This window comes from Corynebacterium sp. MSK310 (assembly GCF_030227355.1).
Taxonomy (GTDB): Bacteria; Actinomycetota; Actinomycetes; order Mycobacteriales; family Mycobacteriaceae; genus Corynebacterium; species Corynebacterium rhinophilum.
Genome location: NZ_JASPFZ010000001.1, coordinates 107,073 through 129,818 on the forward strand (window position 1 = coordinate 107,073; position 22,746 = coordinate 129,818).

The window sequence follows — 22,746 nt, forward strand, 5'->3', positions numbered from 1 at the left end:
GGGCGGGGCTAGACTGGAATGCAGCATATCCGCGCCAGGTTTGGCCGCTGAATTTTACTTTTCTTCAGGAGGATTAAATGAAACTTATTACCGCCATTGTGAAGCCGTTTACTCTGCCGGATATCCGGGAGGCATTAAAACAGCAGGATGTCCACGGCCTTACCGTGACCGAAAGCCAGGGCTTTGGGCAGCAGAGCGGGCACAGCGAGGTCTACCGCGGTGCGGAGTACGCCACGGACTTTGTGCCCAAGGTGAAGCTGGAGGTTTTGACCGCTGATGACCAGGTGGAAGACCTCATTGATGCCATCGTGGAAGCCGCTTATACCGGCAAGATTGGCGATGGCAAGATTTGGATTACCCCGGTAGAAGACGTCATCCGTATCCGCACCGGGGAGCGCGGCGAGACCGCCCTTTAAGCAAAAATGGTGGCAGCATCCGCTCTTCGCAGCGAGGCTTATGACGCGGCGGTGCGCCTGCTCCAGGATTTAGATCTGCCGCCGCACACGGCGCTAGCTGCAACTGGCTCTTTAGCCAGGCAGGAGATGACTCCCTATTCCGATATTGATGTCATCTTGATCTTTCCGGAGGATTACGAGCCAGATCCCCGCTTGGTAGAGGACTTGTGGTATCCGGTGTGGGATGCCAAGTATCGGTTGGATTTTGCCCTGCGTACCCCGCAGGAGTGCGCCGAGATCGCCTTGCAGGATGCCTCAGCTGGCTTCGCACAATTGGATCTGACGTATATTGCTGGCGAGAAGCCGCTTGTCGATGACGCTCGTCAACGCCTCCTACACGCGTGGCGTCGACAGTTGCAGCGGGGGTTTGACCGCTTCGTCGATACCGCCATCGCACGGTGGAACCGTTCTGGCGCCGTTGCCACCATGACTAACCCAGATCTGAAAAACGGGCGCGGGGGATTGCGCGATATTCAGCTCTTGCGTGCTTTGGCCCTAGGAAACCTGTGCGATCTGCCTGTGCTGGAAGAAGAGCGGCGGTTGTTACTCGATGCACGGACCCTGCTGCACGTCAAGGCTCATCGGCACCGCGATATTTTGGATCCGGACTTTGCCGCAGATGTCGCTGATGAATTAGGTTTTAGCAGCCGCTATGAGCTCACGGCGGCACTGGTTACTGCAGCTTCTGCTGTCGATGAAGCGGTAGAGCGTAGCTTGGCCACAGCCCGCGGCGTTTTGGGTAGCCGGGGTGCTGGTCCGGCGCAGGGGCGCGACCGTGTGCGCAGGCCCCTTGACGTGGACGTCGTGGCTGATGGTGCCGTTATCTCCTTGGCCCGCACACCCAATCGTGCAGACCCATGGCTGTTGACCCGAGTCGCGGCGGCCGCAGCGCGGACAGGCTATTCCGTCTCTGCAACGACATGGCGGGTACTGCAGGAGCTGCCGGCTCCACCGGAGCGGTGGCCGCGGGCGGCCGTGGATGACTTTTTCGCCATTTTGTCTTCGCCGTCTCATACCCCGCGGGTGATTGCGGAGCTGGATCGCTATGGGCTGTGGGAGCGCTTGGTCCCAGAATGGGGTCATGTGCGCGGATTACTGCCCAGAGAACGCAGCCACATGCATTCTGTTGACTACCACCTCGTCGCCACCGTCACGCGCTGCGCCGAGGTGCGGACCTCGGTGGCGCGCCCGGATCTGCTCCTCCTGGCCGCGTTGTACCACGATTTAGGCAAGGGACATGACCGCCCGCACGAGCAAGTAGGAGCAGAGATGGTGGCGCGGCAGGCCGCGCGCATGCGCTTTAATCTTGCAGATATTTCCCGCGTGCAAACCGTGGTGGCAGAGCATACGAGCCTGGCGCGATTGGCAGCGACGATGGATCCGAGTTCGGATGCCGCGCGCGATGCCCTATTGAATGCGTGCCATTATGATCAATTGACCATTTCGCTGCTCGCGACCTTATCCAAGGCGGATGCCTTATCAACAGGCCCTGGCGTGTGGTCTGCTCGCACCGCACAGGCGCAGGCCCTTATCGTCGCCCGCGCTTTGGAAGCGAATAAGCCGCGCATAGTCACCCGCCCCTTAGTCCGTGTTCCGCAGGACGAGTATGGGGTAGGGCTTGCGGTTGATTGGCAGGAGGAAGTGGTCACCGTGACCTGGTCCGGTGCCAATAAGGCAGAGTTTAAGCGCATTTTTGCGCTGATTTCAGCCTTGGGGTGGACGATTGTGCGGGCCAATTTCGTACAGGGTGATGCTGGTAGCTATCAGGCGGAGTTTGTCATCCGCACTGTGCAAAAGACGCTCACAGAGGCCGCGGAACCGGATAGGTTTATCCAGTCCTATAATTCGCGTACGTACAAAGAGCTTCCCGATATCGCAGGTGAGCCCACGACGGCGGCCTTTAACGTGGGCGGTATTTTGGAGATTCGTACCGTCGAGAGAATAGGTGCATTGGGCTATTTGGTGGAGTCTTTGCCGGAGTTTATGTGGCTGCGCCATGAGATCCTGGGCGCCACGATGATTGTGCATGTGTTCTTTGGAGCTTCGGTTTCGCGCGCCCAGGTGGTGGGGAATGTGACCAGGGCCCTGGCTAGGGACTAAGATTGAATAATTGAACTTTAGATCGATCTAATTTAAGGGAGCGCATCCGTAGTGTTTGACTCACTATCAGACCGCCTACAGTCAGCCCTGGCGGGCCTGCGCGGCAAGGGCAAATTAACTGAGGCGGATATCAACGCCACGACTCGTGAGATTCGTTTGGCCTTGCTGGAAGCTGACGTTTCTCTAACGGTGGTGCGCGGGTTTATCAAGCGCATCAAGGAACGCGCCCGCGGCGCGGAAGTATCTGAGGCGCTCAACCCCGCCCAACAGGTGGTCAAGATCGTCAATGAAGAGCTCATTGAGATCCTAGGCGGAGAAACCCGCCGGTTGAACTTGGCCAAGAATCCACCGACCGTCATCATGCTGGCCGGTCTGCAGGGTGCTGGTAAAACCACCTTGGCCGGTAAATTGGCCAAGCACCTCACGAAGCAGGGGCACACCCCGATGCTCGTGGCCTGTGACTTGCAGCGCCCAGGAGCCGTGCAGCAGCTGCAGATCGTCGGCGAGCGCGCGGAAGTCCCGACCTTCGCTCCAGACCCAGGTACCTCCCTGGATTCCAATGACCACGAGATGGGTACCTCGCACGGGGACCCGGTGGACGTCGCCAAGCGCGGTATTGCTGAAGCAAAACAGAAGCAGCACGATGTGGTCATCATCGATACCGCCGGCCGCCTGGGCATCGATGAAACCCTGATGACACAGGCGCGCAATATCCGCAATGCCGTAAATCCGGATGAAGTCCTGTTCGTCATCGACTCCATGATTGGTCAGGACGCCGTGCAAACGGCAGAGGCCTTCCGCGATGGCGTGGACTTTACCGGCGTGGTTCTCACGAAGCTGGATGGTGACGCCCGCGGTGGTGCAGCGCTGTCCATTCGTGAGGTGACCGGTAAGCCGATTTTGTATGCCTCCACCGGTGAGAAACTCGATGATTTCGATGTCTTCCACCCAGAGCGCATGTCTAGCCGCATCCTGGGAATGGGTGACCTGCTCTCCCTGATTGAGCAGGCGGAAGCCACCCTGGATCACCAGAAGGCCGAAGAAGCAGCCTCTAAGCTTGGCTCCGGCGAGCTCACGCTGAATGACTTCTTGGACCAGATGCTGATGATCCGCAAGATGGGTCCAATTGGCAACCTGCTGAAGATGATGCCTGGCGGCAAGCAGATGAATGAGATGGCCGCCATGGTGGATGAAAAGCAGCTGGATCGCATCCAGGCCATCATCCGCGGTATGACCCCAGAAGAGCGCGAGAACCCGAAGATCTTGAACGCGTCGCGCCGCAAGCGCATCGCCAATGGTTCCGGTGTAAGCGTTTCTGAGGTCAACCAGCTCATTGAGCGATTCAACCAAGCCAAGAAGATGATGTCCAAGATGGCCGGCCAATTTGGCATGGGCGGTGGCGGACGTTCTGCCACCAAGAAAAAGCCAAAGGGCCGCAAGGGCAAAAACGGCAAGCGCAAGAAGGGCAAGGGCGGCGGTGGCAACCGCGGCCCCAAGATGCCGGGTGGTATGCCAGGAATGGGCGGCGGTATGCCGTCGATGGAAGAGCTACAGCAGCTGCAGCAGCAAATGGGCGGTGCCGGCGGTGCCGGTGGCCTTGGCGGTGGAAAGATCCCCGGCATGCCCAAGATGCCCAAGGGCATGGAGAATATCGACCTCGATAACCTCAACTTTGGCAAGGGCAAAAAGTAGCCGCGCAGAGACATAAATAGAAGGTGGCCCATGACCTCTCAGGTGATGGGCCACCTTTGTGTGTGCCGTCGCGGGGGAGCGTCTACACCGGGTCGTTTTCCAGGGTATTGGGATACGGCACCGGGTTGGCGCGCCGCGTGCCACCGGTGGTGGGGGCAGCTGGCGATTCCTCTAGTGCTGCCTCTGCCTCTTCCGGGGAGATTTCTGGCGCCTCTTGTTGGACCTTTTCACCGTTCAAGAAGGGCGTGAGGGCTTCTCGGATCATCGGCATCGCGGAATCAGCAAAGGCGTTGGTGATGTGGTGCATATCGCGGTAGACCATGGTGTTGCCGATGATGACCGGGCAATCGCCATTAGCATCGCAGAACCACGGCGCGGTATCGAGGGACAGCATGTTTTCGTACTGCGATAGAACAACGGCACCTGGATCGTAAGGTTGGTAAACCTGCTCAAACCGCATGCCGCAGCCCACAGAGTCCTCAGTGGCAACGTAGCACTCATCGAATTCGCGCGGCTCCCCGTCCTCATCGAATCCCCACGGGTTATCGCGGAAACCCAGGAAGGGGATATCGCGCTTGGATAGTTCTTCCCAAAAGGCTTGGTAGCCGGCGGGGACAGCGTCTGGGCCATGCCCGAATTCGTTTTGCGGGCGGGTGGTATTGGAGATAACCAACTCTGGCTGGGCTTCGGCAATGCGGTCCATGACCAGTTCACCCCACTCGGCGCATTCGGGGCTGACCGTGACGTCATCGCCAAGCTCGATGGGGCAACCTTGGCGCAAGAGGGGAACCAGCTTGAAACCCATCTCTCGGCCGAGGCGGTCGAGGGCAGACGAGTATTGCTCCGCGTGGGATCCTCCCACCAAATAGACTTCCTTTTCGGCAGTAGTGTCGCCGAAAATGCAGGGGGTCTTGCCGTCCCTGCGCGTTTCAAAGAAGAAATCAGCGGGCTGGCTATCGGGCACGAAGCACCAGTTTGCAGCAACCGGCGGCTGGATTCCTCTAGCCACGATGGGATCAGGTTTGATCTCTACGCCATCCGGCGGGGTGATGTCATTGATGAACGTGGTAGCGCCGGGATATTGCTGGGGGTTGAGCATTTCCGCGTCGGCGATATTAAGGGTGCGCAGCCACAGCGGCTGAATGAGAAGCAGCGCCGTGACGCAGCTGGCGACCACGACGCCGCCGATGGCCCGACCGGCACCGGCACGGGTGGACAGACTGGAGACTGCCTTGTGGGCTGGAAGATCCTCTGCCAAGGGTCGCTTGCGGTGCTGGCGCAGGGGACGCTCGATGAAGCGATGCGTGATATCTGCAAGCAGCAGGGAGATGGCAATAATAATGATGCCCAGCCACCACGACGGGGTCTGCTGGCCCAAGTACGAGGTGGACAAAATAAGCAGCGGCCAGTGCCATAGATACAGTGGATAGGCGACATCGCCTAGCCAGCGCGCCTTTTTAGAGGCCATGGCCTTGGAGATCTTGCCGCCACCGCCCAAGATGATGAGCACGGCACCGCCCAAAGGCAAAAGCGAGAGCGGTCCTGGGTAGGCGGTGGTCTCTGCGATGATGGCGCCGGTAAAGACCAGCATGAAAAGGCCAAGGCCAGTAAACAGATCATAAAAACGCGCAGGAATCTTCCATGCAGAACCGTAGATGGCTAGAACCGCACCAAGGGTCAACTCCCAGGCGCGTGACCACGTGGAGTAGTAGTTTTCTGGAGTTCCGTGTAGCCCATGGCGCGAGGCATAGGCAAAGGAAATGATGGTCACCACGATGAGGATGGGGCCGGCGATTTGGTTGACCGTGGGGAAGCGGCTTGTGCGCAGTGAAGATTGCTGCGGGCGCCATTTCATTATCGCAGCCAGGATGAGGGCAAAGGCAATGCCCATCAGGTAGAACTGGCCCTGCACGGACATCGACCACATATGCTGCAGCGGGGAAGTATCGGCGGCGGCCGCAGTGTAGTCAGCGTGTTGGCGCGCCAGCTCCCAGTTCTGGTAGTACAGCATGGTTGCCGAAATTTGCTGGGTAAATTCAGTGCGCATGAGCTGCGGCGTGAAAAGGCGCACGAAGATATACGTCACACCGATGACCAAAACAAGGCTTGGTACCAAGCGGCGCAACGTGCGCCAGATTGGCCACCATGGGTTCAATGACGCGTTGGGCTTGCCGGCATAGCGCAGCTGTGAGCCTAAAAAGAAGTAACCGGAAAGCAGTAAAAAGACATCCACGCCGCCGGAGACACGACCGACAAAGACGTGGTAGATAACTACGAGGCCAATTGCGATACCGCGCAGACCATCGAGGTCATAGCGGTATCGAAAGTTGCGTGGAGAATCATTTGTCATAAAACGTCATTTCGTGCGCTTGCTCATGGGGAAACAAGCGTGGCGTACTTCTAAGCCTTCTGGGTCAAAGGTTTACGTTCGGCTAATCAGGTTACTCTTTAATGGTCTCGGAGGCATAACGAGGCAAGGTAGAATGCGGGAGACGCGGAGATTTTAAAATACTGCCTGCACACGCTAAAGTGGTTCGGGTTATCGCAGTGGTGTGAACTGCTGACGATAATGAGACGTTTCATTCTGCGTAACACCGTTCCCGTCTACGGTCGGCCGGTACGTCACGCGCAGATAAAATCCAAGGGTTGAACCGGCGTGCTAAAAAGCGCGTGTCTGAACTGCCCAGTGACTAGAAAAGGAGCCATCATGGCTGTCAAAATTAAACTGCAGCGCGTAGGTAAGATCCGCGCCGCTGAATACCGCGTAGTTATCGCTGATGCTCGTACCCGCCGCAGCGGCAAGGTCATCGAGAACATTGGCATCTACCACCCGAAGGAAGAGCCTTCCCTCATCAAGATCGACTCCGAGCGCGCACAGCACTGGCTGTCCGTTGGTGCACAGCCTACCGAGCCTGTCTTGGCACTACTGAAGGTCACCGGTGACTGGCAGAAGCACAAGGGCCTGCCGGGCGCAGAAGGCACCTTGAAGGTTGCCGAAGAGAAGAAGTCCAAGCTGGACCTCTTCAACGAGGCGCTGGCTGAGGCTAATAACGGCCCAACCATCGAGGCCATCACTGAAAAGAAGAAGGCCAAGGAAGAAGCAAAGAAGAAGAAGGAAGCTGAAGAGGCTGCTGCAGCTGAGGCTGCCGCTGCTGCTGCCGGCGAGGCAGACGCTGAAGCAGAAGCTTCTGAGGAGTCCGCAGAGTAATCTGCTCGGTCTCTAGCGCCCTTTACTGATTAGGGCGCTGTGCATAAGCTTCATCCCCCACCTGTCATCGTTGCATTTATGCGCGATAACGAGTGGGGGATTTTGCGCGCTCGGCCAGCGCGCGGCCGCCACTGAGGCTAGTGGCTAGCGCTATTCAGAGCGTGGCCGCAATTCGGGGTAATTGGCGTATACATCGCCTGGATCTTTAAAATCCATCCCGCGCAAGCTGCCTGCGACGACGGGTTTGAATAGCTGATAGATTTCCTCCCGCGGCAGTTTAGACAGGGGCCCGTCAATGGCAAGTACGGTAAACCCGTGGACGGCGGACCAAGACAGCAAGCTATTGTGTAGGAAATACTCTTTATTGGGCGTTTGGCCTTGGGCTTGGGTGTGACGGGCCAAGAGATCGAAGTAGCGCTGAATCAGATTCAGGTGCTCGCTTTTTGGATCATCGGGAGTTGAGGGGTCTACGCCGAGCATAAAACGAAGCGCCTTCCACTCCAACATGCAACGGAAGAAGTTCGTTTCATCCAGGGCAAATTCGAGGTAGGCATACCCAACCTGCACGAGGTGATCGGGGAAGGCGAGGTTGCCAGCTTTATCGGTGGTGTGGTGAAGGCGGCGCACGAGCTCGTCGGTGGCTAGTTCGGCTACCTTATCGTGCAGTTCTTCCTGATCCTTAAAGTGCCGGTAGGCCGAGGTGGGGGATACTCCTGCCGCGCGGGTGACGGCGCGGATGGTAATAGCCTCGGGGCCTTTTTCCTTTCCTAATTGCACGGCGATCCGTAGCAGCTCGTCGTGGAGGTTTCCGTGGTGGTAAGGCTTGTTATGAGACTGCGATGTATCCAAAATCTGTCCTAACGGTGTGTGTATTCCAATTAGCCTGTAGGCATCGTTAAAAGCATTAGTGCCGGTTGCCCGTCTGACTGTTCTGTCGGTGAGTCCGAGTTCACATCCGGTAGGGGTGCGGCAACGCTATGCACTATATAGGCGGGTAAGTGCACAATGTTACCTGGGGCTAGTGCGACCGTGTTCTCCCCACAAGTGAAATTCACTTCGCCGCGTATCGCCTGCACGGTGATCGGGTGGGCGGCTTTGTGATCTGGCAGGGATTGACCAGGGGCAAAACTGAAAAGGATCAGGTTTGCGCGCTCACCGTTTAAGACTCGCTTGACCCCAGGGCGCTCGCGTTCAGGATCGGTGGGAGGTGCCAAAGCCACCAGATCAAGGTCGATCAAGGGGGAGTTCGGTGCCTCCTGATGCGCGCTGCGAGGATCGGAGGACGGGTGGGGAGAGTCGTTCATGCTTCAAGCGTAATGCCTAAGAGTGAGATTGTGGGGAGCGCGGCAGGAAATAAGAGCAACTGGGTGTATGCGGTAAACTCTGCGCCATGGAATTGATGATTGGGCGCGTCATTAAGTCGCATGGGATCAAGGGAGAAGTCGTGGTAGAGCCCACCACCGATGAGCCTGAGGTGCGCTTTGCGGTGGGAGAAACACTGCGGGGAAGGCAGGGCCGCAAGGGACACGAGTTGACTATCTCTGCGGTGCGCAGCCATAAAGGCAGGCTTTTGGTGACGTGCAAGGAAATTGCCGATCGCACACAGGCGGAAAGCCTGCGCGGCACCCAATTTTTCGCTGCCCCATTAGAGAATGATGACGAGGGCTTTTATGACCACGAGCTCGAAGGCCTGCGCGTTATCCACGAGGGGGAAGATATCGGCTCTGTGACCTCCGTCGTGCACGGGCCTAGCCAAGATCTCTTAGAGGTTGAGCTGGCTTCGGGCAACTCCGCCTTGGTGCCCTTTGTCCATGCCATCGTCCCCGAGGTGGACTTGGAAGCCGGCTCGTGCACCATCCAACCCCCAGAAGGGTTGTTGGATCTATGAGGCTCGATGTCGTGACCATCTTTCCGGAATACCTGCAGCCGCTGCGCCATGCCCTTTTAGGCAAGGCAATCGAGCAGGGCCGTCTTGAGGTGGGCGTGCACGATCTGCGGCAGTGGGCTACGGATGCGCATAAATCGGTCGATGACTCCCCCTTTGGTGGCGGCCCAGGAATGGTCATGAAACCTGAGGTATGGGGCCCTGCGCTTAACGATGTCGCACTCGGGACCACCGCCCCCACCCTCGATTCCTCCCTGCCGCACCTCAACCGCCCACGCCACGATGAATTAGAAGGTGTCGAAGCCCAGGCGTATGACGCTGAAGCGTCACAAGGCGAGCCAGATAGTGAGAACGAAGATGGCGAGCTTCCGCTGCTTCTGGTTCCCACCCCGGCTGGGGCGCCGTTTACCCAAGCGGATGCGCGGGCATGGTCCACCGAAGAGCACATTGTTTTTGCCTGTGGACGTTACGAAGGCATCGACCAGCGCGTGGTTGAAGATGCAAAGAAGCGCTACCGCGTTCGGGAAGTATCCATCGGGGATTATGTGCTCATTGGCGGGGAGGTCGCCGTATTGGTGATCGCAGAAGCCGTAGTCCGCCTTATCCCCGGGGTATTGGGTAATAAGCGCTCGCATGAAGAGGATTCCTTTTCAGATGGCCTATTGGAAGGCCCGAGCTATACCAAACCGCGCGAGTGGCGCGGGCTTGCGGTGCCGGAGGTTTTGACTTCTGGAAATCATGGTCTGGTAGATCGGTGGCGCAGGGAACAAGCGTTGGAGCGCACGTGGCAGCGCCGCCCGGAGTTATTGGATCAGGTGGAATTGAGTAAGGCGGATAAGGCATTTGTAGCGCAATTGAGCGAGCGTGAACCGAAAGGCAAGGCACAGTAGTGCGGGTGAGCGTGGATCTTTCTGTGCTGATGAGCCAGGAAGAATGGGAAGAAAGCCTGGCTGATATGCCGGAGAAACTGCGCGATGCAGGTTTTGTGCCGGTAAATATTTTTGCCACCGTAGTTTCCCCGTCGCCGCCGAAAGATAGCCCATTGGCCCAAGAATATGAATTCAGCAATGGAACCGCAGCGGAGGGCACGCCGCTGTGGCGGGTCATCGTCAATGGCGATACCACAGCAGCCCTGCCCTCCCTCGCGCCGATGGTTGCTGAGTGCTTGCCGGCCACCGCGGCGTGGTTGGGAAGTACAGAAATCGGGCATACCGAATTCGCGTGGTCGGCCGAGCCGGTATGGAGCGTTGAATCCAGCGAAGAAAATTAGGAAAAGTCGCTAGAGAAACTTGTATCGGTGCTGGGTAGTGCTACTGTAAGTGCAGCACACACTCGCATTTTTACTTGCTCTCCAAGGACTCTCTCGCATGACTTCTCCCAATGGAAATGATTTTGGCGGATACAACCAACAGCCGCAGTACAACCAGTACCCCGCGTATTTTCAGCCGCAACAAAGCCGCGGGAATGGGGCCATGATTGCGGCGATCATTTTGGGAGTTGTGGCACTTCTTGCCATTGCCGCTGCGGCAGTCTTTTTCGTGCAGGGAAATGGCGATAATTCCAACGCCACCGCGCAGGAAACCCAATTTCAGCAAAAGGCGGACTCCACAAGCGTTGATGACAAGGACGACGAGAAGTCGTCGGGTAGTGAAGCTACCGTGACCAAGACTGAGCAGGCACCTGCGCCCGCCCCAGCTCAGGCACCTGTAAGCAGCGGCAATGGGCACTCGTGGGGCGACTACACGAGCTATTACGCTGCCACCAGTAAAACGTCAGAAGCATTTGCGAAAAATGTCTACAACACCTTTATGAATAACTGGGTGTCCGGTGGCGGAACGGATGTCACCTTGAGCGTCTATTCACCGACTACCGGTGGTACCTATACGATGTACTGCTCCGGGAACTCCTCGAGGGTGAGCTGCTCTGGCGGCGATAGGGCCCAGGTAGTCATCCACTAAAATAGCGCGTCTTTTGCTCCTCTTCTTCCTGCTTTCAGCGTGCGGGAGGAAGAGGATTTTTGTGTGCCCTGCGGTGGCAAGCCGGGGCGATGGAAAAGGCATGCGGTAGATTGGGTGGGTCCCATACCAAGCTGTGAAATAGAAGTGTGAGGAATCTACGTGAATATTGCGGCCACCATCGCGGCGGAGATCGGCGCTCAAGAAACCCAGGTTTCGACGGCGCTGAAGCTCCTTGCGGAGGGAAATACGGTGCCTTTCATTGCGCGCTATCGCAAGGAGGTCACGGGTGGTTTGGATGATGCCCAACTGCGCACCATCGAAGAGAGGGCCACCTACCTGCGTGAGCTAGAAGAGCGCAAAGAGACAATCCTTGCCGCCATCGATGAGCAGGGCAAGCTTAGCGATGACCTGCGCAGCCAGATCCTTGCCTGCGATACCAAAGCCCGGCTTGAGGATTTGTATCTGCCGTATAAAAAGCGGCGCAAGACAAAGGCGGATATCGCGCGCGAAGCCGGCTTGGAAGAGCTGACCGACATATTGATTGCGCAGCCGCAGGCCCAGCCGGAGGAACTGGCACAGGGTTTTCTTACGGAAGGTTTCGCGGATACCAAGAAGGCGCTAGAGGGGGCGCGCTCCATTCTTATCGATCGCTTCGCGCTCGATGCAGACTTGGTAGGCAGTGTGCGCGAGCGCATGTTTAACCAGGGTGCCATGCAGGCGCAGGTGGTGGAAGGAAAGGAAGCCGAGGGGGCGAAGTTCAAGGATTACTTCGACTTCAACGAACCTTTTTCTTCGCTTCCTTCCCACCGCATTCTGGCACTCCTGCGCGGGGAGAACGAGGGAGTGCTGCAGCTGCACCTCGATGCCGGTGACGACGCCGACTACGAGAACCTCATCGCGGATCGGTTCGAGTTGGAACGCAGCTCCGCGTGGTTGGATAACGCCGTGCACTGGGGATGGCGCACCAAGCTGTATGTTTCTTCCAGCCTAGATGTGCGCATGCGCTTGAAAGAAGTAGCAGAAGAAGGCGCGCTCAAGGTCTTTGCCACGAACCTGCGCGATGTGCTGCTTGCCGCCCCCGCGGGCCAGCGCGCCACCATCGGCCTTGACCCGGGCTACCGCAACGGCACCAAATGCGCCGTGGTGGATAAAACGGGCAAGGTGCTCGATACCACCATCGTCTATCCCCATCAGCCGCAAAACCAGTGGTCGCAGGCGGTACAGACCCTGTCCACACTGTGCGCGCGGCACTCGGTTGACCTTATGGCCATCGGCAATGGCACTGCCTCCAGGGAAACAGAAAAGCTCGCGCACGAGATTGCTGACCTGCTCAAACAGGCTGGGGGTCAGCGGCCGACGCCCGTCGTGGTTTCCGAATCCGGCGCATCGGTCTACTCCGCATCGCAGCTGGCGGCGGAGGAATTCCCCGATATGGATGTCTCGCTGCGCGGGGCGGTCTCTATTGCCCGGCGCCTGCAGGATCCGCTGGCAGAGCTGGTGAAAATCGATCCTAAGGCCATCGGAGTGGGCCAGTATCAGCACGATGTGAACCAGACGTCGCTGGCCCGGACGTTGGATGGCGTGGTAGAAAGCGCCGTCAATGGCGTCGGCGTCGACCTCAATACGGCCTCGGCGCCGCTATTGGAGCGCGTGGCGGGTGTTAACCCCACCATCGCCGCCAATATCGTGGCCTACCGCGATGACAATGGCTCTTTTGCTACCCGCAAGGAGCTGAAGAAGGTGCCGCGCTTAGGCCCGAAGGCCTTTGAACAATCCGCCGGCTTCCTGCGCATTAATGGGGGAGCGGACCCGCTCGATGCGTCGGCGGTTCACCCCGAGGCCTATCCCATCGTGACAAGGATTGCGGAGCAGACGGGGCTGGGCATCGGCGAGCTCATTGGCAATAACCGGGTGCTGGACAAGCTGGATCCCGCCGATTTTGCGGACGAGACCTTCGGTATCCCAACTGTGAGCGATATCATCGCCGAGCTAGATAAGCCGGGCCGCGATCCGCGCCCTGAGTTTAAGACCGCCACCTTTAAAGAAGGCGTACATAAGGTCTCTGACCTTACTCCGGGCATGGTTTTAGAGGGCACGGTCACCAACGTGGCGGCCTTTGGTGCGTTTGTCGATGTCGGCGTGCACCAAGATGGCCTCGTCCATGTCTCTGCCATGAGCCATCAGTTCGTTTCTGATCCCCATGAGGTCGTGCGCTCTGGCCAGGTGGTCAAGGTCAAGGTGATGGAGGTTGACGTTGATCGCCAGCGCATCGGCCTGTCGCTGCGGCTGGATGATGAACCAGGCCAGCCTGCGCCGAAGCGTCGCGGCGGCGATTCGCCGCGCGGATCCGGCAAACGCGGCGGTCAAAAACCCTCGCGCGCAGCGGGGAAGAAGGGTGGCCGCAACTCCGATCGTGGAGGCTCCCGCGGGCGCCCGGCAGCCAAGGGGACCATGGCCGATGCCCTGAAGAAGGCCGGCTTCTAACTTCTCTGTGCAGCGGCCTACCGGTACCGCAAGGTGGGCCGCTGCCTGAGGCGGCGGTGGGGAAATTTCACCGCCAACCGCGCATGCGCCGAAAAATATGACCGCCACTTCGCAGTCGATGCGGACTCCCGCGTCCATTAATGGTAAGTTTGGCAAAACTAAGTAAATGGCGTCCTTCTTCTCCTGTTCCAGCGAGGCACTGCTGAGTAGAGCGGGGCAAGGGGGACGCTGAACTACTGCCATAAGGAGACAACTATGAGTCGTGCGGCCGATAGCGGTCAAGGTGCCGGGGACACCGCAGAGATGCCTTCGATAAGCGGCGAGGAACCCAAGGGCCGGGGAGTGCTGGGCTGGCACCGCCTCTTGGATTGGCGCCCGCGCAGCGCTTTGTCGCGGGTGCTTATCGTATTCCTCCTCGTTGCTCCCATCATCGTGGCCGGAACCATGATGTGGGCTATGTGGGATCCATCCAAGTACATGCGCAATATTGACCTTGCCGTGGTCAATGAAGATGCGGGCGTGGATAAGCAGGGCAAGCACACCAACTATGGCGACCAGGTGGTCAAGGGCTTGCTGGATACCGATTACCTCAACTTCTCTGAGGTCAATAAGAACGACGGCGATGAGGGCCTGGTCAAGGGCAAGTATTTGATGGTGGTGACGATCCCGAAGAACTTTTCCGAACAAGCCGTCACCATTATCAGCGAAAAGCCCGAAAAGCCTGAGATAAACTTCGCTACCAATGACTACTACGGCACGAATGGCTCAGTGATTTCCTCCAGCCTTATTCCGCAGGTGCAAACCAGCGTGGAAAACGCCATTTCCAAAAAGTACGCTGACCAGGTCATCGAAGGGCTTACTAAGTTGAGCGACGGCCTGAACAATGCCGCGGACGGCGCGGGGCGACTCGATGAAGGCGTCGGCAAGCTGCAAGAGGGCGGCGGGCGCGCGATTGACGGAATTAACAAGCTCGACAACGGTGCGGGAACGCTTAATAACGGCACGGCCGAGCTCCTCAACGGAACGACGCGGCTCAATGATGGCGTCGGCCAGTTGAATGATGGTGCGGGCCGGCTGAGCGATGGCGCCGCGCGCCTCGATGAAGGTGCCACCCGGCTTGCCGATGGCTCCGATAAGCTCCTTGCCGGTACCGGCCGCCTCGCCGATGGTGCGGGCCAAATCGATGCCGGTGTCAATCAGCTCACGGGCATGCTCATCCCAGTGCTGAAACAAGCCCAAGCCGTGGTGCCTGGTCTTACCCAGCTGGTAGACATTCTGCGCGGGCTCGGCATGACCCAACAAGCAGACCAGCTTTATTCGCTCGTATCCAAGCTTGATCCCGCATCGAGTGGGAATATGGTGGGCCAGCTGGAAAAGCTTTCCGCAGGTACCGGCCAGTTGCACTACAACCTGTCCGATCCGCAATCGGAATATCTGGGCGGCCTTACCACACTGAACGGCGGGGCACACCGCCTGTCCGATGGCATCAAGGAACTGCGCGGCGGAGTCGGGAAGCTTAGTGACGGTACCTCGCAGCTGCAGGACGGCGCGTCCCGCCTGCAGGATGGCGCATCTCGCCTCCACGATGGCACGGGCGCGCTTAAGGAGGGCACCGGCCGGCTGGCAGAAGGCGGAGCTGAGCTGAAGGGCGGCATGGATCGCCTCAAGGAAGGCTCTGGCGAACTATCCACGAAGCTTGCCGAAGGTGCAGCTAAAGCTCCCACCGTTTCCCGTCCTGAGGATTCCGCGCAAAATATGGCGGTACCCATCAACTTCACCGCATCCAATGTCCACCCCGTGCAAACGGTGGTAAACCCAGCGGACCCGACCGAGAAGAATATTACCGGCGGCGCCTCCATGCTCTTCGTGCTCGTATTCGGCTTCCTCGTGATGCTGCTGCTGGCGATGACGCTGCCGTACTACATGGCGCGTAGGGGAGCCCGGATAACTAGCCCTGCCCGCAGCGTCTTCGGCGCCTTTGCCGCGCTGACCGGGCTGAACTTCCTCGTACTAGCGTTTATGGCCCTGATGTCTTCTACCCTGGGATGGCAGCCGGCAAGTTGGTCCATGATCGCGCTCGTACTTGCTGCGATATCCGCTGTAGGTGCTGCGACCTACCAGTTCTTCCTGGTTACCTTCGGGCGCAAGATTGGTTCGATCTTTGCCGCCGGCGCCTTCGCCCTGGGCGTCATGGTCTTTGGCGGGGTATGGCCGGTCGTGGCGATTCCGCGTGCGCTGAGCCTGCTGCACCCCTTCCACCCGATGTCCTACGCCAAGGATGCCTTTACCCGCGCCACCGATGGCATTCATGATGGAACGTTCTGGAGCGGGATTATCATCCTCTTTGGCATCACGGTGATTGCGGTGGGGGCCTCGTACCTCGTCTTCCGAGCACGGCACCTGGGCACGGCGAAGATCCTCGATGAGCACCATTCCCGCTTCCGCTCTCCCATGCCTGCCTAAGCTGCGCCCGGCCCGTTCGCCCCAGGTAGGGTAGTAAATCTGCGAAGCAGAGGAATTTGGAATTGGCCGGTTCCTATGGAAAAATAGTTCATCGTTCTATGTAACGGGCACGAACCGGTCAGGCTTCAAGCCGCCAGGGTCCTCTGTCCCAAACTGAAAAGGAATATTGGTATGACCAACATTATCGACAAGGTCGATGCAGCACAGCTGCGCGACGACATCCCGTCCTTCCGCCCCGGCGATACCCTCGACGTCAATGTCAAGGTTATTGAGGGTAACAACGAGCGTGCACAGCTCTTCAAGGGCATCTGCATCCGCCGCCAGGGCTCCGGTATTCGCGAGACCTTCACCGTGCGTAAGGTGTCCTTCGGTATCGGCGTAGAGCGTACCTTCCCGGTTCACTCCCCGAACCTCGAGTCCATCAAGGTCTCCCGCCGCGGCCGCGTCCGCCGTGCGAAGCTGTACTACCTGCGCGATCTGCGCGGCAAGAAGGCTCGCATCAAGGAGCGTCGCTAGTTCTAGCGCCGCTGCGCGCAGCGTTTTTCTCCCTTCCTTTCCCACATCCACAGTGCCGGGAAAGGGAGGGAGATTTTTATTGCGGTCTCTTCAAATCATTTCGATTTCCTGTGAATCGCCCCGCAGTCACGGGAGCCAATCCGTATTGCGGGCATGCAGTTGCTAGGATCTGACGGGTGAATAACGAAAGCATCTCGCAGGGCAAAGAAGCGGCCACGGAGAAGGTAGCCACGGAGAAAAAACAAATGCCGTGGTGGCTGGAGACGCTCGTGGTCGTCATTTCCGTGCTGGTGGTCGTGGGGCTATTCCAAAACTTCATTGGCCGCCAATACGTGATTCCCTCAGGATCCATGGAGCCGACACTGCACGGCTGTGAGGGATGCACAAATGACCGCATCTTTACAGAAAAGGTCTCCTACTACGGCGATAAGGGCCCAGAGCCAGGAGACGTTGTGGTCTTTAAGGGCACGGACGACTGGAATGGGAGTTACGTGTCTCCGCGCTCATCCAATTCCGTCATTCATGGCATCCAGGATGCGTTGAGCTTTATTTCCCTGGCACCGCCAGATGAAAATACCCTGGTCAAGCGCGTTATCGCCACCGGTGGGCAGACGGTGTCGTGCCAAGAGGGCGATCCCGCCGTCATGGTGGATGGCAAGCCCATCAACCAGGACTACGTACAGGATCCGCCGACCTACCCAGTGGATGAGTCGACCGGATCGGAAGCCTGCGGCGGCCCGTATTTCGGCCCGGTGAAGGTGCCCGAAGATAATATCTGGGTCATGGGGGATAACCGCACCGCGTCTGCTGATTCGCGTTACCACATGGGTGATAATTTCCACGGCACGATCCCCGTAGAGAATGTGCGCGGAAAGGTGCAGTTCGTATTCTGGCCGTTCAACCGCATTGGTGGGGTCGATGACCCAGACATCCAAAGCTAAGCCGCAACAACAGCGCCTGCGCACCCGTGATTTCCTCGCACCGGTCATAGGCGGCTTCGTGCTCTTAGTCCTACTGCAGGCTTTCGTCGGCCGGATGTATGTCATTCCCTCCGCGTCGATGGAACCCACGCTGCATGGCTGTACTGGCTGCGATAATGACCGCATCGCGGTGCAGAAGATGAGCTATTACTTCCACGACCCAGATCCAGGCGATGTCGTGGTTTTTGAAGGACCCGAATCCTGGAATACCGAATTTGAAGTTCAGCGCTCCGAAAACGTGCTGGTGCGCGGTGCCCAAAATGCCCTTGCATCCGTGGGGCTTTTGCCCAATGGGGAAAATATCCTGGTCAAGCGCGTTATCGCTACCGAGGGCCAGACGGTCAAGTGCGAAGAGGGCGATTCCGCGGTGATGGTGGATGGCGCACCGATAGATCAGAGCTTCACGTTGGATCCTCCCGAGATTCCGGTGGATCCTGGCTCCGGCTCGCAGGCTTGTGGCGGCGAGTACTTTGGCCCCGTGACCGTCCCGGAAGGCAATATGTGGGTCATGGGGGATAACCGCACCAATTCCCTTGATTCCCGCGCGCACATCGGAGATCACCTGCAAGGCACCGTGCCGGTCGATAATGTGCGCGGCAAGGTAGAAGCCGTGGTCTTGCCCGTATCGCGCTTTGGTGGCATCGACGATCCGGATATCCAGAATGCGGCGGCTTAAACAGCAGCGCACCTTTGAGGTGGCGCTGGCCCGAGCGGGGCTCGGCCCCGTCGCTGGGGTGGATGAAGCCGGCCGCGGTGCGTGCTGTGGCCCCATCACCATCGCCGCCTGCATCCTGCCCGAGCGCATCGTGGGAGAATTGGATACCTTAACCGATTCCAAGAAGCTCACGCCCCGCCAACGAGAAAAGCTCTTTCCCATCATTAAAGACAAGGCTGTGGACTGGTCGGTGGTCCATATTGCGGCAGGGGACATCGACAAGCGCGGCATCCAGCACGCGAATACCTCAGGCATGCGCAGGGCGGTAGCGCGCCTGGACAAGCGCCCAGGCTATGTGCTTTCCGATGCCCTCTATATCCCCGGCCTTACCCAACCTCACCTGCCCATTATTGGCGGGGATGCGGCGGCGCGATGCATTGCGGCGGCAAGCGTGTTGGCCAAGGTAAGCCGGGATCACCTCATGCGGGATCTGGATGAGCGTTTTCCGGGCTATGGCTTGGCTGGGCATAAGGGCTATGGCACCAAGGCGCACGAGGCCGCGATTGCCGCTTTGGGGGCGAGCCCGGAACACCGCATGAGCTACAGCAATGTGCAGCGCGCCCATGCCCAATTCACTGCGCGTGCCTAGCGAAAATTGTGGTTTCTGCGCGCTAAGCTAGGGCGAGCTATCCCATCTTTTGGAGGTCCACAGTGAGTGCAGAGGAACTCGAAAACTACGAGGCAGAGGTAGAGCTGTCCCTTTACCGCGAATATCGCGATGTCGTCAGCCAGTTTTCTTATGTCGTAGAAACCGAGCGTCGTTTCTACCTGGCCAATGCCGTAGAACTGATTCCCCATACCGCCGGGCCCGATGTGTACTACGAGGTGCGCATGTCCGATGCCTGGGTATGGGATATGTATCGTTCCGCGCGCTTTGTGCGCTACGTTCGCGTCATTACCTACAAGGACGTCAATATCGAGGAATTGGATAAGCCGGATTTCATCATGCCGGACTAGGGCTTAGCGCGCCTGTCAACTCGGCGCCCGCTGCATTCCGCCGCAGCTGTGGATAACTCTTCGTGATGTCGAAGTTATTCACAGCTGCGGCGGTTTTCTGGTTTTCGGGCTTGTAGCCTGCCCGCATCCTGCGGTGTTCTGTGCGTGCAGTACAAAACAGCACGAAAGAAAAGGACACCGCACATGCAATTTGCATCAGATAAACACTTGGCCACGAAACATCCTCGGTATAGACAACAGCTAGGCAAGCGGGGCGAATCATTTGCCGCGCGCTACCTCCGCCAGCGGGGATCCGAGATCATCGCCGCAAACGTTAGCTACCGCGTGGGAGAAATCGATCTGATCGCCCGCGAGCCAGATGGCACTATCGTCTTCGTCGAGGTGAAAACCCGCTCTACAGCGAGCTTTGGCATAGCTGAGGCCGTAACTCCACACAAGCTTTCGCGCATGCGCAGGGCCGCCGTCCAATGGTTAGATGGCAAGCCACTTTCCACAGTGCGCTTTGATGTCATAGCCCTCGTGGCCAAAAACGAGGGCTTTGAGCTAGAACACTTTACGGGGGTCGACGATGGCTCTCGGTAAATGTTTAGCAGTCTCCCTACACGGCGTGCTCGCCCGCGTTATCAACGTCGAAGCGAATGTGGGGCACGGGCTTCCCGGAATCCATGTGGTGGGGCATGCGGATACTGCGATATCTGAATCCCGCGACCGCATCAAGACCGCCGCCGCGAACTCCCGCCTGCCGTGGCCGAAAACCAAGGTCATCGTGTCCATGTCGCCGGCCTCTTTACCAAAATCAGGCTCCCACTTTGACCTGCCCATGGCCCTTGCGATTCTCGCCGCCCACGTAGAACAGCACGGCGCTGATTACGCGCGCTTCGTGCAGGCACCCAGCCGGGTTCTCGAAGAAACCTTGGTGCTCGGGGAACTGGGGCTGGACGGCACGGTTAGAGCAGTCCCCGGCATTATCCCAGCACTTCTTGCCGCCCGCGAGGAGGGCATTAACACGCTGGTTATTCCGCCAGGAAATGCCGCCGAGGCCACCCTCGTGCCCGATATGAATGTCTTGGTTGCAGCCACGCTCTTTGATGCCTTTGCGTGGGCGCTAGGAGAGCGTGACCTGCCTCGCGCAGCCGAGTGCTGCTCTGACCACCCCGCACCGGCACCCACACAGGAACGGCTCGACTATTGCGATATAGCCGGGCAGCACCATGCGAAGTGGGCGGCAGAAGTCGCCGCTGCCGGTGGACACCACCTGTTGATGATCGGCCCACCGGGCTCGGGAAAATCCATGATCGCCTCGCGCCTGCCTAGCATCCTTCCGGACCTGAGCCCAGACCAGATGGTAGAAACCACCGCTATCCACTCGCTGACAGGAACCCCCGGAGAAGTGGTCTCCCATGCTCCCTTCATCGCCCCGCACTCTTCGGTCACCCGCGCAGCGCTCCTTGGTGGTGGAAGTGGCCATCCTCGCCCAGGTGCGGTGAGCCTGGCCCATAATGGGGTGCTCTTCCTCGATGAAGTCAGCGAGGTAAGCGCACCGGTCCTCGACGGCATGCGGGCGCCTTTAGAAGAAGGCCATGTCCGCCTGGCACGCGCGCAGCAAGAAATAGACTACCCGGCGCGTTTCCAGCTCATTATGGCCGCCAATCCCTGCCGGTGCGCTGCCGAGGATCCCTCTAAATGCACCTGCAATCCGCATGACCGGCTTAATTATCTATCGAACCTGTCTGGGCCCTTGCGTGACCGCTTGGACATGGTGGTCACCCTGTCTGGGCAGTCAGCCACCATTAACGCGGAGGGCGAAGAATCATCTTCCGCCATTGCTGAGCGCGTCGCCGCAGCCCGTGACCGCGCCCGGGCACGCTGGGCAGCTGATGACATTCCGGCACGCGTCAATGGCGCCGTGTCCTCGTCCTATTTGCGCCGACACCGCCCAGCTTCCGAGTCCGCGATGATCATGCTGTCTGCCTACTTAGCCGAGGGCGAGATTTCGCAGCGCGGTATCGACCGCGTCCTGCGCGTGTCGTGGACCTTGGCCGATCTGCACGGAAGCTCTAGGCCGGATCTTGCGGAAGTGGGCCAAGCCCTCGACCTTCGCTCGAGCCAGACGGTGGGGAGGATTTCGGCATGAGTGAGCTTGATTTATCGACTCCACTTGCCACGTGGGTATATCTCAATCGCGTGGTTGAGGGCCCGTCTGCCTCCTTGCAGGCCTTGCTGGAGCACCATTCGGCGGAAGAGATTGCCCACGGGATTTATCACCGAGCCGATTGGATCGGGCCGCTTTTGGCCCGCACCGCCTCGCGGTTTGATTGGGTGCGGCAAAAAGAAGATCTCGCTGCGGCAGAGCGCGTAGGGGCGCGCTTGATTACGGCCGATAGCCCGGAGTGGCCGACAGAGGAATTCTCTTCTGCCTTCGGTTTCTACCAGAATGGCGCGGACGCGCCGGCCACATTCGATGAACAAGCAGTGCCGCCACATAGCTTGTGGGTACGCGGCTCAGCACTCAAACCCGAGGTATGGCAGGCCGTAGGAATCGTGGGCACGCGCGCCATTTCGCGCTATGGGTGGCAGGCAACCCAAAGCGTGGTCTCAGGCCTGGTAAACCACGAATGGACGATCGTCTCCGGCGGCGCCTTGGGAGTAGATACGGTGGCGCATGAGACCGCCTTACACAATGCGGGACGCACCGTTGCGGTAGCCGCATGCGGAATCGACAAGAATTATCCGGCCCGCAATGGTGGACTCTTCGATCAGATTGCCGATAATGGCTGCATCGTCTCCGAATTCGCCCCCAAGACAGCACCCAAGCGGCATCGCTTCCTTATTCGCAACCGCCTTGTTGCAGCGCTGAGTCAAGGAATCGTGGTCATGGAAGCCGCGTATCGTTCCGGCGCGCTTAATACCCTCAACTGGGCGGAAGCTTTAGGGCGCGTTGCCATGGCCGTGCCGGGACCAATTACGACGAGCGGCTCGCTCGGGTGCCACCAGCGCATCCAAGACGGGCGGGCCCAGTTGGTCGCCAGCGCCGATGAAGTTCGCGCCCTAGTCAGCCGCGCCGGGACGGTCGATCCGGAGGCGCAATATGAGATGAATTTTGCGGCGTCCTTAACGCAGCGGCTATCGCGGAATGAGTTACGTGTTTTTGATGCGACCCCGCCGCCGGGACGCCCTGCAGCCACCGCTGAAGATATTGCACGCGACGCGGGATTCCGCCTTCCTCTTACTATCCACTTATTGCTTACCCTAGAGAAAATGTGCGTGATCGTGCGGGAAGGAAATAACTGGGTTCGCTTAGAGATGGGCTGAAAAGAAAGTAAACTCATGGGG

Annotated in this window: 20 protein-coding genes; 18 read left to right on the forward strand and 2 right to left on the reverse strand. The window is 58.7% G+C overall.

From position 1 onward, the window contains the following. Nucleotides 1–77: 77 nt before the first annotated feature. Genes QP891_RS00510 through ffh form a run of 3 tightly spaced genes read left to right on the forward strand, consistent with a single transcriptional unit; the run spans nt 78 to nt 4,247 of the window. Nucleotides 78–416: a P-II family nitrogen regulator gene (locus QP891_RS00510; protein WP_237791763.1), complete on the forward strand. Its 339-nt coding sequence runs from the start codon at nt 78–80 to the stop codon at nt 414–416. Nucleotides 417–422: 6 nt separating this feature from the next. Next, entirely contained in the window at nt 423–2,555 is a 2,133-nt protein-coding gene (locus tag QP891_RS00515; protein ID WP_284769577.1) for a [protein-PII] uridylyltransferase, read from the forward strand. Between the two features lie 51 nt (nt 2,556–2,606). Continuing rightward, entirely contained in the window at nt 2,607–4,247 is a 1,641-nt protein-coding gene (gene ffh / locus QP891_RS00520) for a signal recognition particle protein (RefSeq protein ID WP_284769578.1), read from the forward strand. 82 nt (nt 4,248–4,329) lie between these two features. Here the strand turns inward: ffh and QP891_RS00525 are convergent, their stop codons facing one another. Then, a complete protein-coding gene (locus QP891_RS00525) occupies nt 4,330–6,597 on the reverse strand; it encodes an acyltransferase family protein (RefSeq protein ID WP_284805802.1) in 2,268 nt (755 codons plus the stop codon). Nucleotides 6,598–6,954: 357 nt separating this feature from the next. Between QP891_RS00525 and rpsP the strand changes: the two genes are divergently transcribed. Further along, nucleotides 6,955–7,455 (forward strand): 30S ribosomal protein S16, encoded by a 501-nt coding sequence (gene rpsP, locus QP891_RS00530; protein ID WP_005283672.1) that lies wholly within the window; start codon nt 6,955–6,957, stop codon nt 7,453–7,455. A gap of 150 nt (nt 7,456–7,605) precedes the next feature. Here rpsP and QP891_RS00535 read toward each other — a convergent pair whose 3' ends face one another. After that, complete coding sequence (locus QP891_RS00535) at nt 7,606–8,304, reverse strand: TetR/AcrR family transcriptional regulator (protein ID WP_284769580.1); 699 nt, start codon at nt 8,302–8,304, stop codon at nt 7,606–7,608. 541 nt (nt 8,305–8,845) lie between these two features. On the opposite strand from QP891_RS00535, the gene rimM reads away from it, so the two are divergent. The 14 genes from rimM (at nt 8,846) to dprA (ending at nt 22,725) form a co-directional block, all read left to right on the forward strand. Continuing rightward, nucleotides 8,846–9,343, forward strand: coding sequence for a ribosome maturation factor RimM (gene rimM, locus QP891_RS00540; RefSeq protein WP_284769581.1), 498 nt, complete (start codon nt 8,846–8,848; stop codon nt 9,341–9,343). Continuing rightward, nucleotides 9,340–10,230 carry a tRNA (guanosine(37)-N1)-methyltransferase TrmD gene (gene trmD / locus QP891_RS00545; protein WP_284769582.1) on the forward strand — a complete coding sequence of 297 codons (891 nt, stop codon included), beginning with the start codon at nt 9,340–9,342 and terminating at the stop codon, nt 10,228–10,230. The genes rimM and trmD overlap by 4 nt, the downstream gene beginning before the upstream one ends. 5 nt (nt 10,231–10,235) lie before the next feature. Continuing rightward, nucleotides 10,236–10,610, forward strand: coding sequence for a hypothetical protein (locus QP891_RS00550; protein ID WP_284769583.1), 375 nt, complete (start codon nt 10,236–10,238; stop codon nt 10,608–10,610). Nucleotides 10,611–10,707: 97 nt separating this feature from the next. Beyond that, entirely contained in the window at nt 10,708–11,298 is a 591-nt protein-coding gene (locus tag QP891_RS00555) for a hypothetical protein (RefSeq protein WP_284769584.1), read from the forward strand. 159 nt (nt 11,299–11,457) lie between these two features. Next, a complete protein-coding gene (locus tag QP891_RS00560) occupies nt 11,458–13,782 on the forward strand; it encodes a Tex family protein (RefSeq protein WP_284769585.1) in 2,325 nt (774 codons plus the stop codon). Nucleotides 13,783–14,037: 255 nt separating this feature from the next. Next, nucleotides 14,038–16,245, forward strand: coding sequence for a YhgE/Pip family protein (locus tag QP891_RS00565; protein ID WP_284769586.1), 2,208 nt, complete (start codon nt 14,038–14,040; stop codon nt 16,243–16,245). A 171-nt stretch (nt 16,246–16,416) separates the two neighbouring features. Next, nucleotides 16,417–16,761, forward strand: coding sequence for a 50S ribosomal protein L19 (rplS, locus tag QP891_RS00570; protein WP_005278655.1), 345 nt, complete (start codon nt 16,417–16,419; stop codon nt 16,759–16,761). 245 nt (nt 16,762–17,006) lie between these two features. Next, nucleotides 17,007–17,702, forward strand: coding sequence for a signal peptidase I (gene lepB, locus QP891_RS00575; protein WP_284769798.1), 696 nt, complete (start codon nt 17,007–17,009; stop codon nt 17,700–17,702). Beyond that, entirely contained in the window at nt 17,680–18,417 is a 738-nt protein-coding gene (lepB, locus tag QP891_RS00580; protein WP_284769587.1) for a signal peptidase I, read from the forward strand. The genes lepB (QP891_RS00575) and lepB (QP891_RS00580) overlap by 23 nt, the downstream gene beginning before the upstream one ends. After that, nucleotides 18,395–19,045 (forward strand): ribonuclease HII, encoded by a 651-nt coding sequence (locus QP891_RS00585; RefSeq protein WP_284769799.1) that lies wholly within the window; start codon nt 18,395–18,397, stop codon nt 19,043–19,045. Before lepB (QP891_RS00580) ends, QP891_RS00585 begins: the two co-directional genes overlap by 23 nt. A 62-nt stretch (nt 19,046–19,107) precedes the next feature. After that, on the forward strand, nt 19,108–19,413 hold the full coding sequence (locus QP891_RS00590; RefSeq protein ID WP_005278666.1) for a DUF2469 domain-containing protein: 306 nt from the start codon (nt 19,108–19,110) through the stop codon (nt 19,411–19,413). A gap of 183 nt (nt 19,414–19,596) precedes the next feature. Then, on the forward strand, nt 19,597–19,995 hold the full coding sequence (locus tag QP891_RS00595; protein ID WP_284769588.1) for a YraN family protein: 399 nt from the start codon (nt 19,597–19,599) through the stop codon (nt 19,993–19,995). Then, a complete protein-coding gene (locus QP891_RS00600) occupies nt 19,982–21,547 on the forward strand; it encodes a YifB family Mg chelatase-like AAA ATPase (protein WP_284769589.1) in 1,566 nt (521 codons plus the stop codon). Before QP891_RS00595 ends, QP891_RS00600 begins: the two co-directional genes overlap by 14 nt. Continuing rightward, nucleotides 21,544–22,725 (forward strand): DNA-processing protein DprA, encoded by a 1,182-nt coding sequence (gene dprA, locus QP891_RS00605; RefSeq protein ID WP_284769590.1) that lies wholly within the window; start codon nt 21,544–21,546, stop codon nt 22,723–22,725. The genes QP891_RS00600 and dprA overlap by 4 nt, the downstream gene beginning before the upstream one ends. Nucleotides 22,726–22,746 lie beyond the last annotated feature (21 nt).

Excerpts from the sequence above, each read along its gene's own strand:
- rplS (WP_005278655.1), top strand. The coding sequence starts at position 16,417 with ATGACCAACATTATCGACAAGGTCGATGCAGCACAGCTGCGCGACGAC.
- QP891_RS00555 (WP_284769584.1), top strand. The coding sequence starts at position 10,708 with ATGACTTCTCCCAATGGAAATGATTTTGGCGGATACAACCAACAGCCG.
- QP891_RS00600 (WP_284769589.1), top strand. The coding sequence starts at position 19,982 with ATGGCTCTCGGTAAATGTTTAGCAGTCTCCCTACACGGCGTGCTCGCC.
- trmD (WP_284769582.1), top strand. The coding sequence starts at position 9,340 with ATGAGGCTCGATGTCGTGACCATCTTTCCGGAATACCTGCAGCCGCTG.
- lepB (WP_284769798.1), top strand. The coding sequence starts at position 17,007 with ATGCCGTGGTGGCTGGAGACGCTCGTGGTCGTCATTTCCGTGCTGGTG.
- lepB (WP_284769587.1), top strand. The coding sequence starts at position 17,680 with ATGACCCAGACATCCAAAGCTAAGCCGCAACAACAGCGCCTGCGCACC.
- QP891_RS00525 (WP_284805802.1), bottom strand. The coding sequence starts at position 6,597 with ATGACAAATGATTCTCCACGCAACTTTCGATACCGCTATGACCTCGAT.
- dprA (WP_284769590.1), top strand. The coding sequence starts at position 21,544 with ATGAGTGAGCTTGATTTATCGACTCCACTTGCCACGTGGGTATATCTC.
- QP891_RS00595 (WP_284769588.1), top strand. The coding sequence starts at position 19,597 with ATGCAATTTGCATCAGATAAACACTTGGCCACGAAACATCCTCGGTAT.
- rpsP (WP_005283672.1), top strand. The coding sequence starts at position 6,955 with ATGGCTGTCAAAATTAAACTGCAGCGCGTAGGTAAGATCCGCGCCGCT.
- rimM (WP_284769581.1), top strand. The coding sequence starts at position 8,846 with ATGGAATTGATGATTGGGCGCGTCATTAAGTCGCATGGGATCAAGGGA.
- QP891_RS00515 (WP_284769577.1), top strand. The coding sequence starts at position 423 with ATGGTGGCAGCATCCGCTCTTCGCAGCGAGGCTTATGACGCGGCGGTG.
- QP891_RS00565 (WP_284769586.1), top strand. The coding sequence starts at position 14,038 with ATGAGTCGTGCGGCCGATAGCGGTCAAGGTGCCGGGGACACCGCAGAG.
- QP891_RS00510 (WP_237791763.1), top strand. The coding sequence starts at position 78 with ATGAAACTTATTACCGCCATTGTGAAGCCGTTTACTCTGCCGGATATC.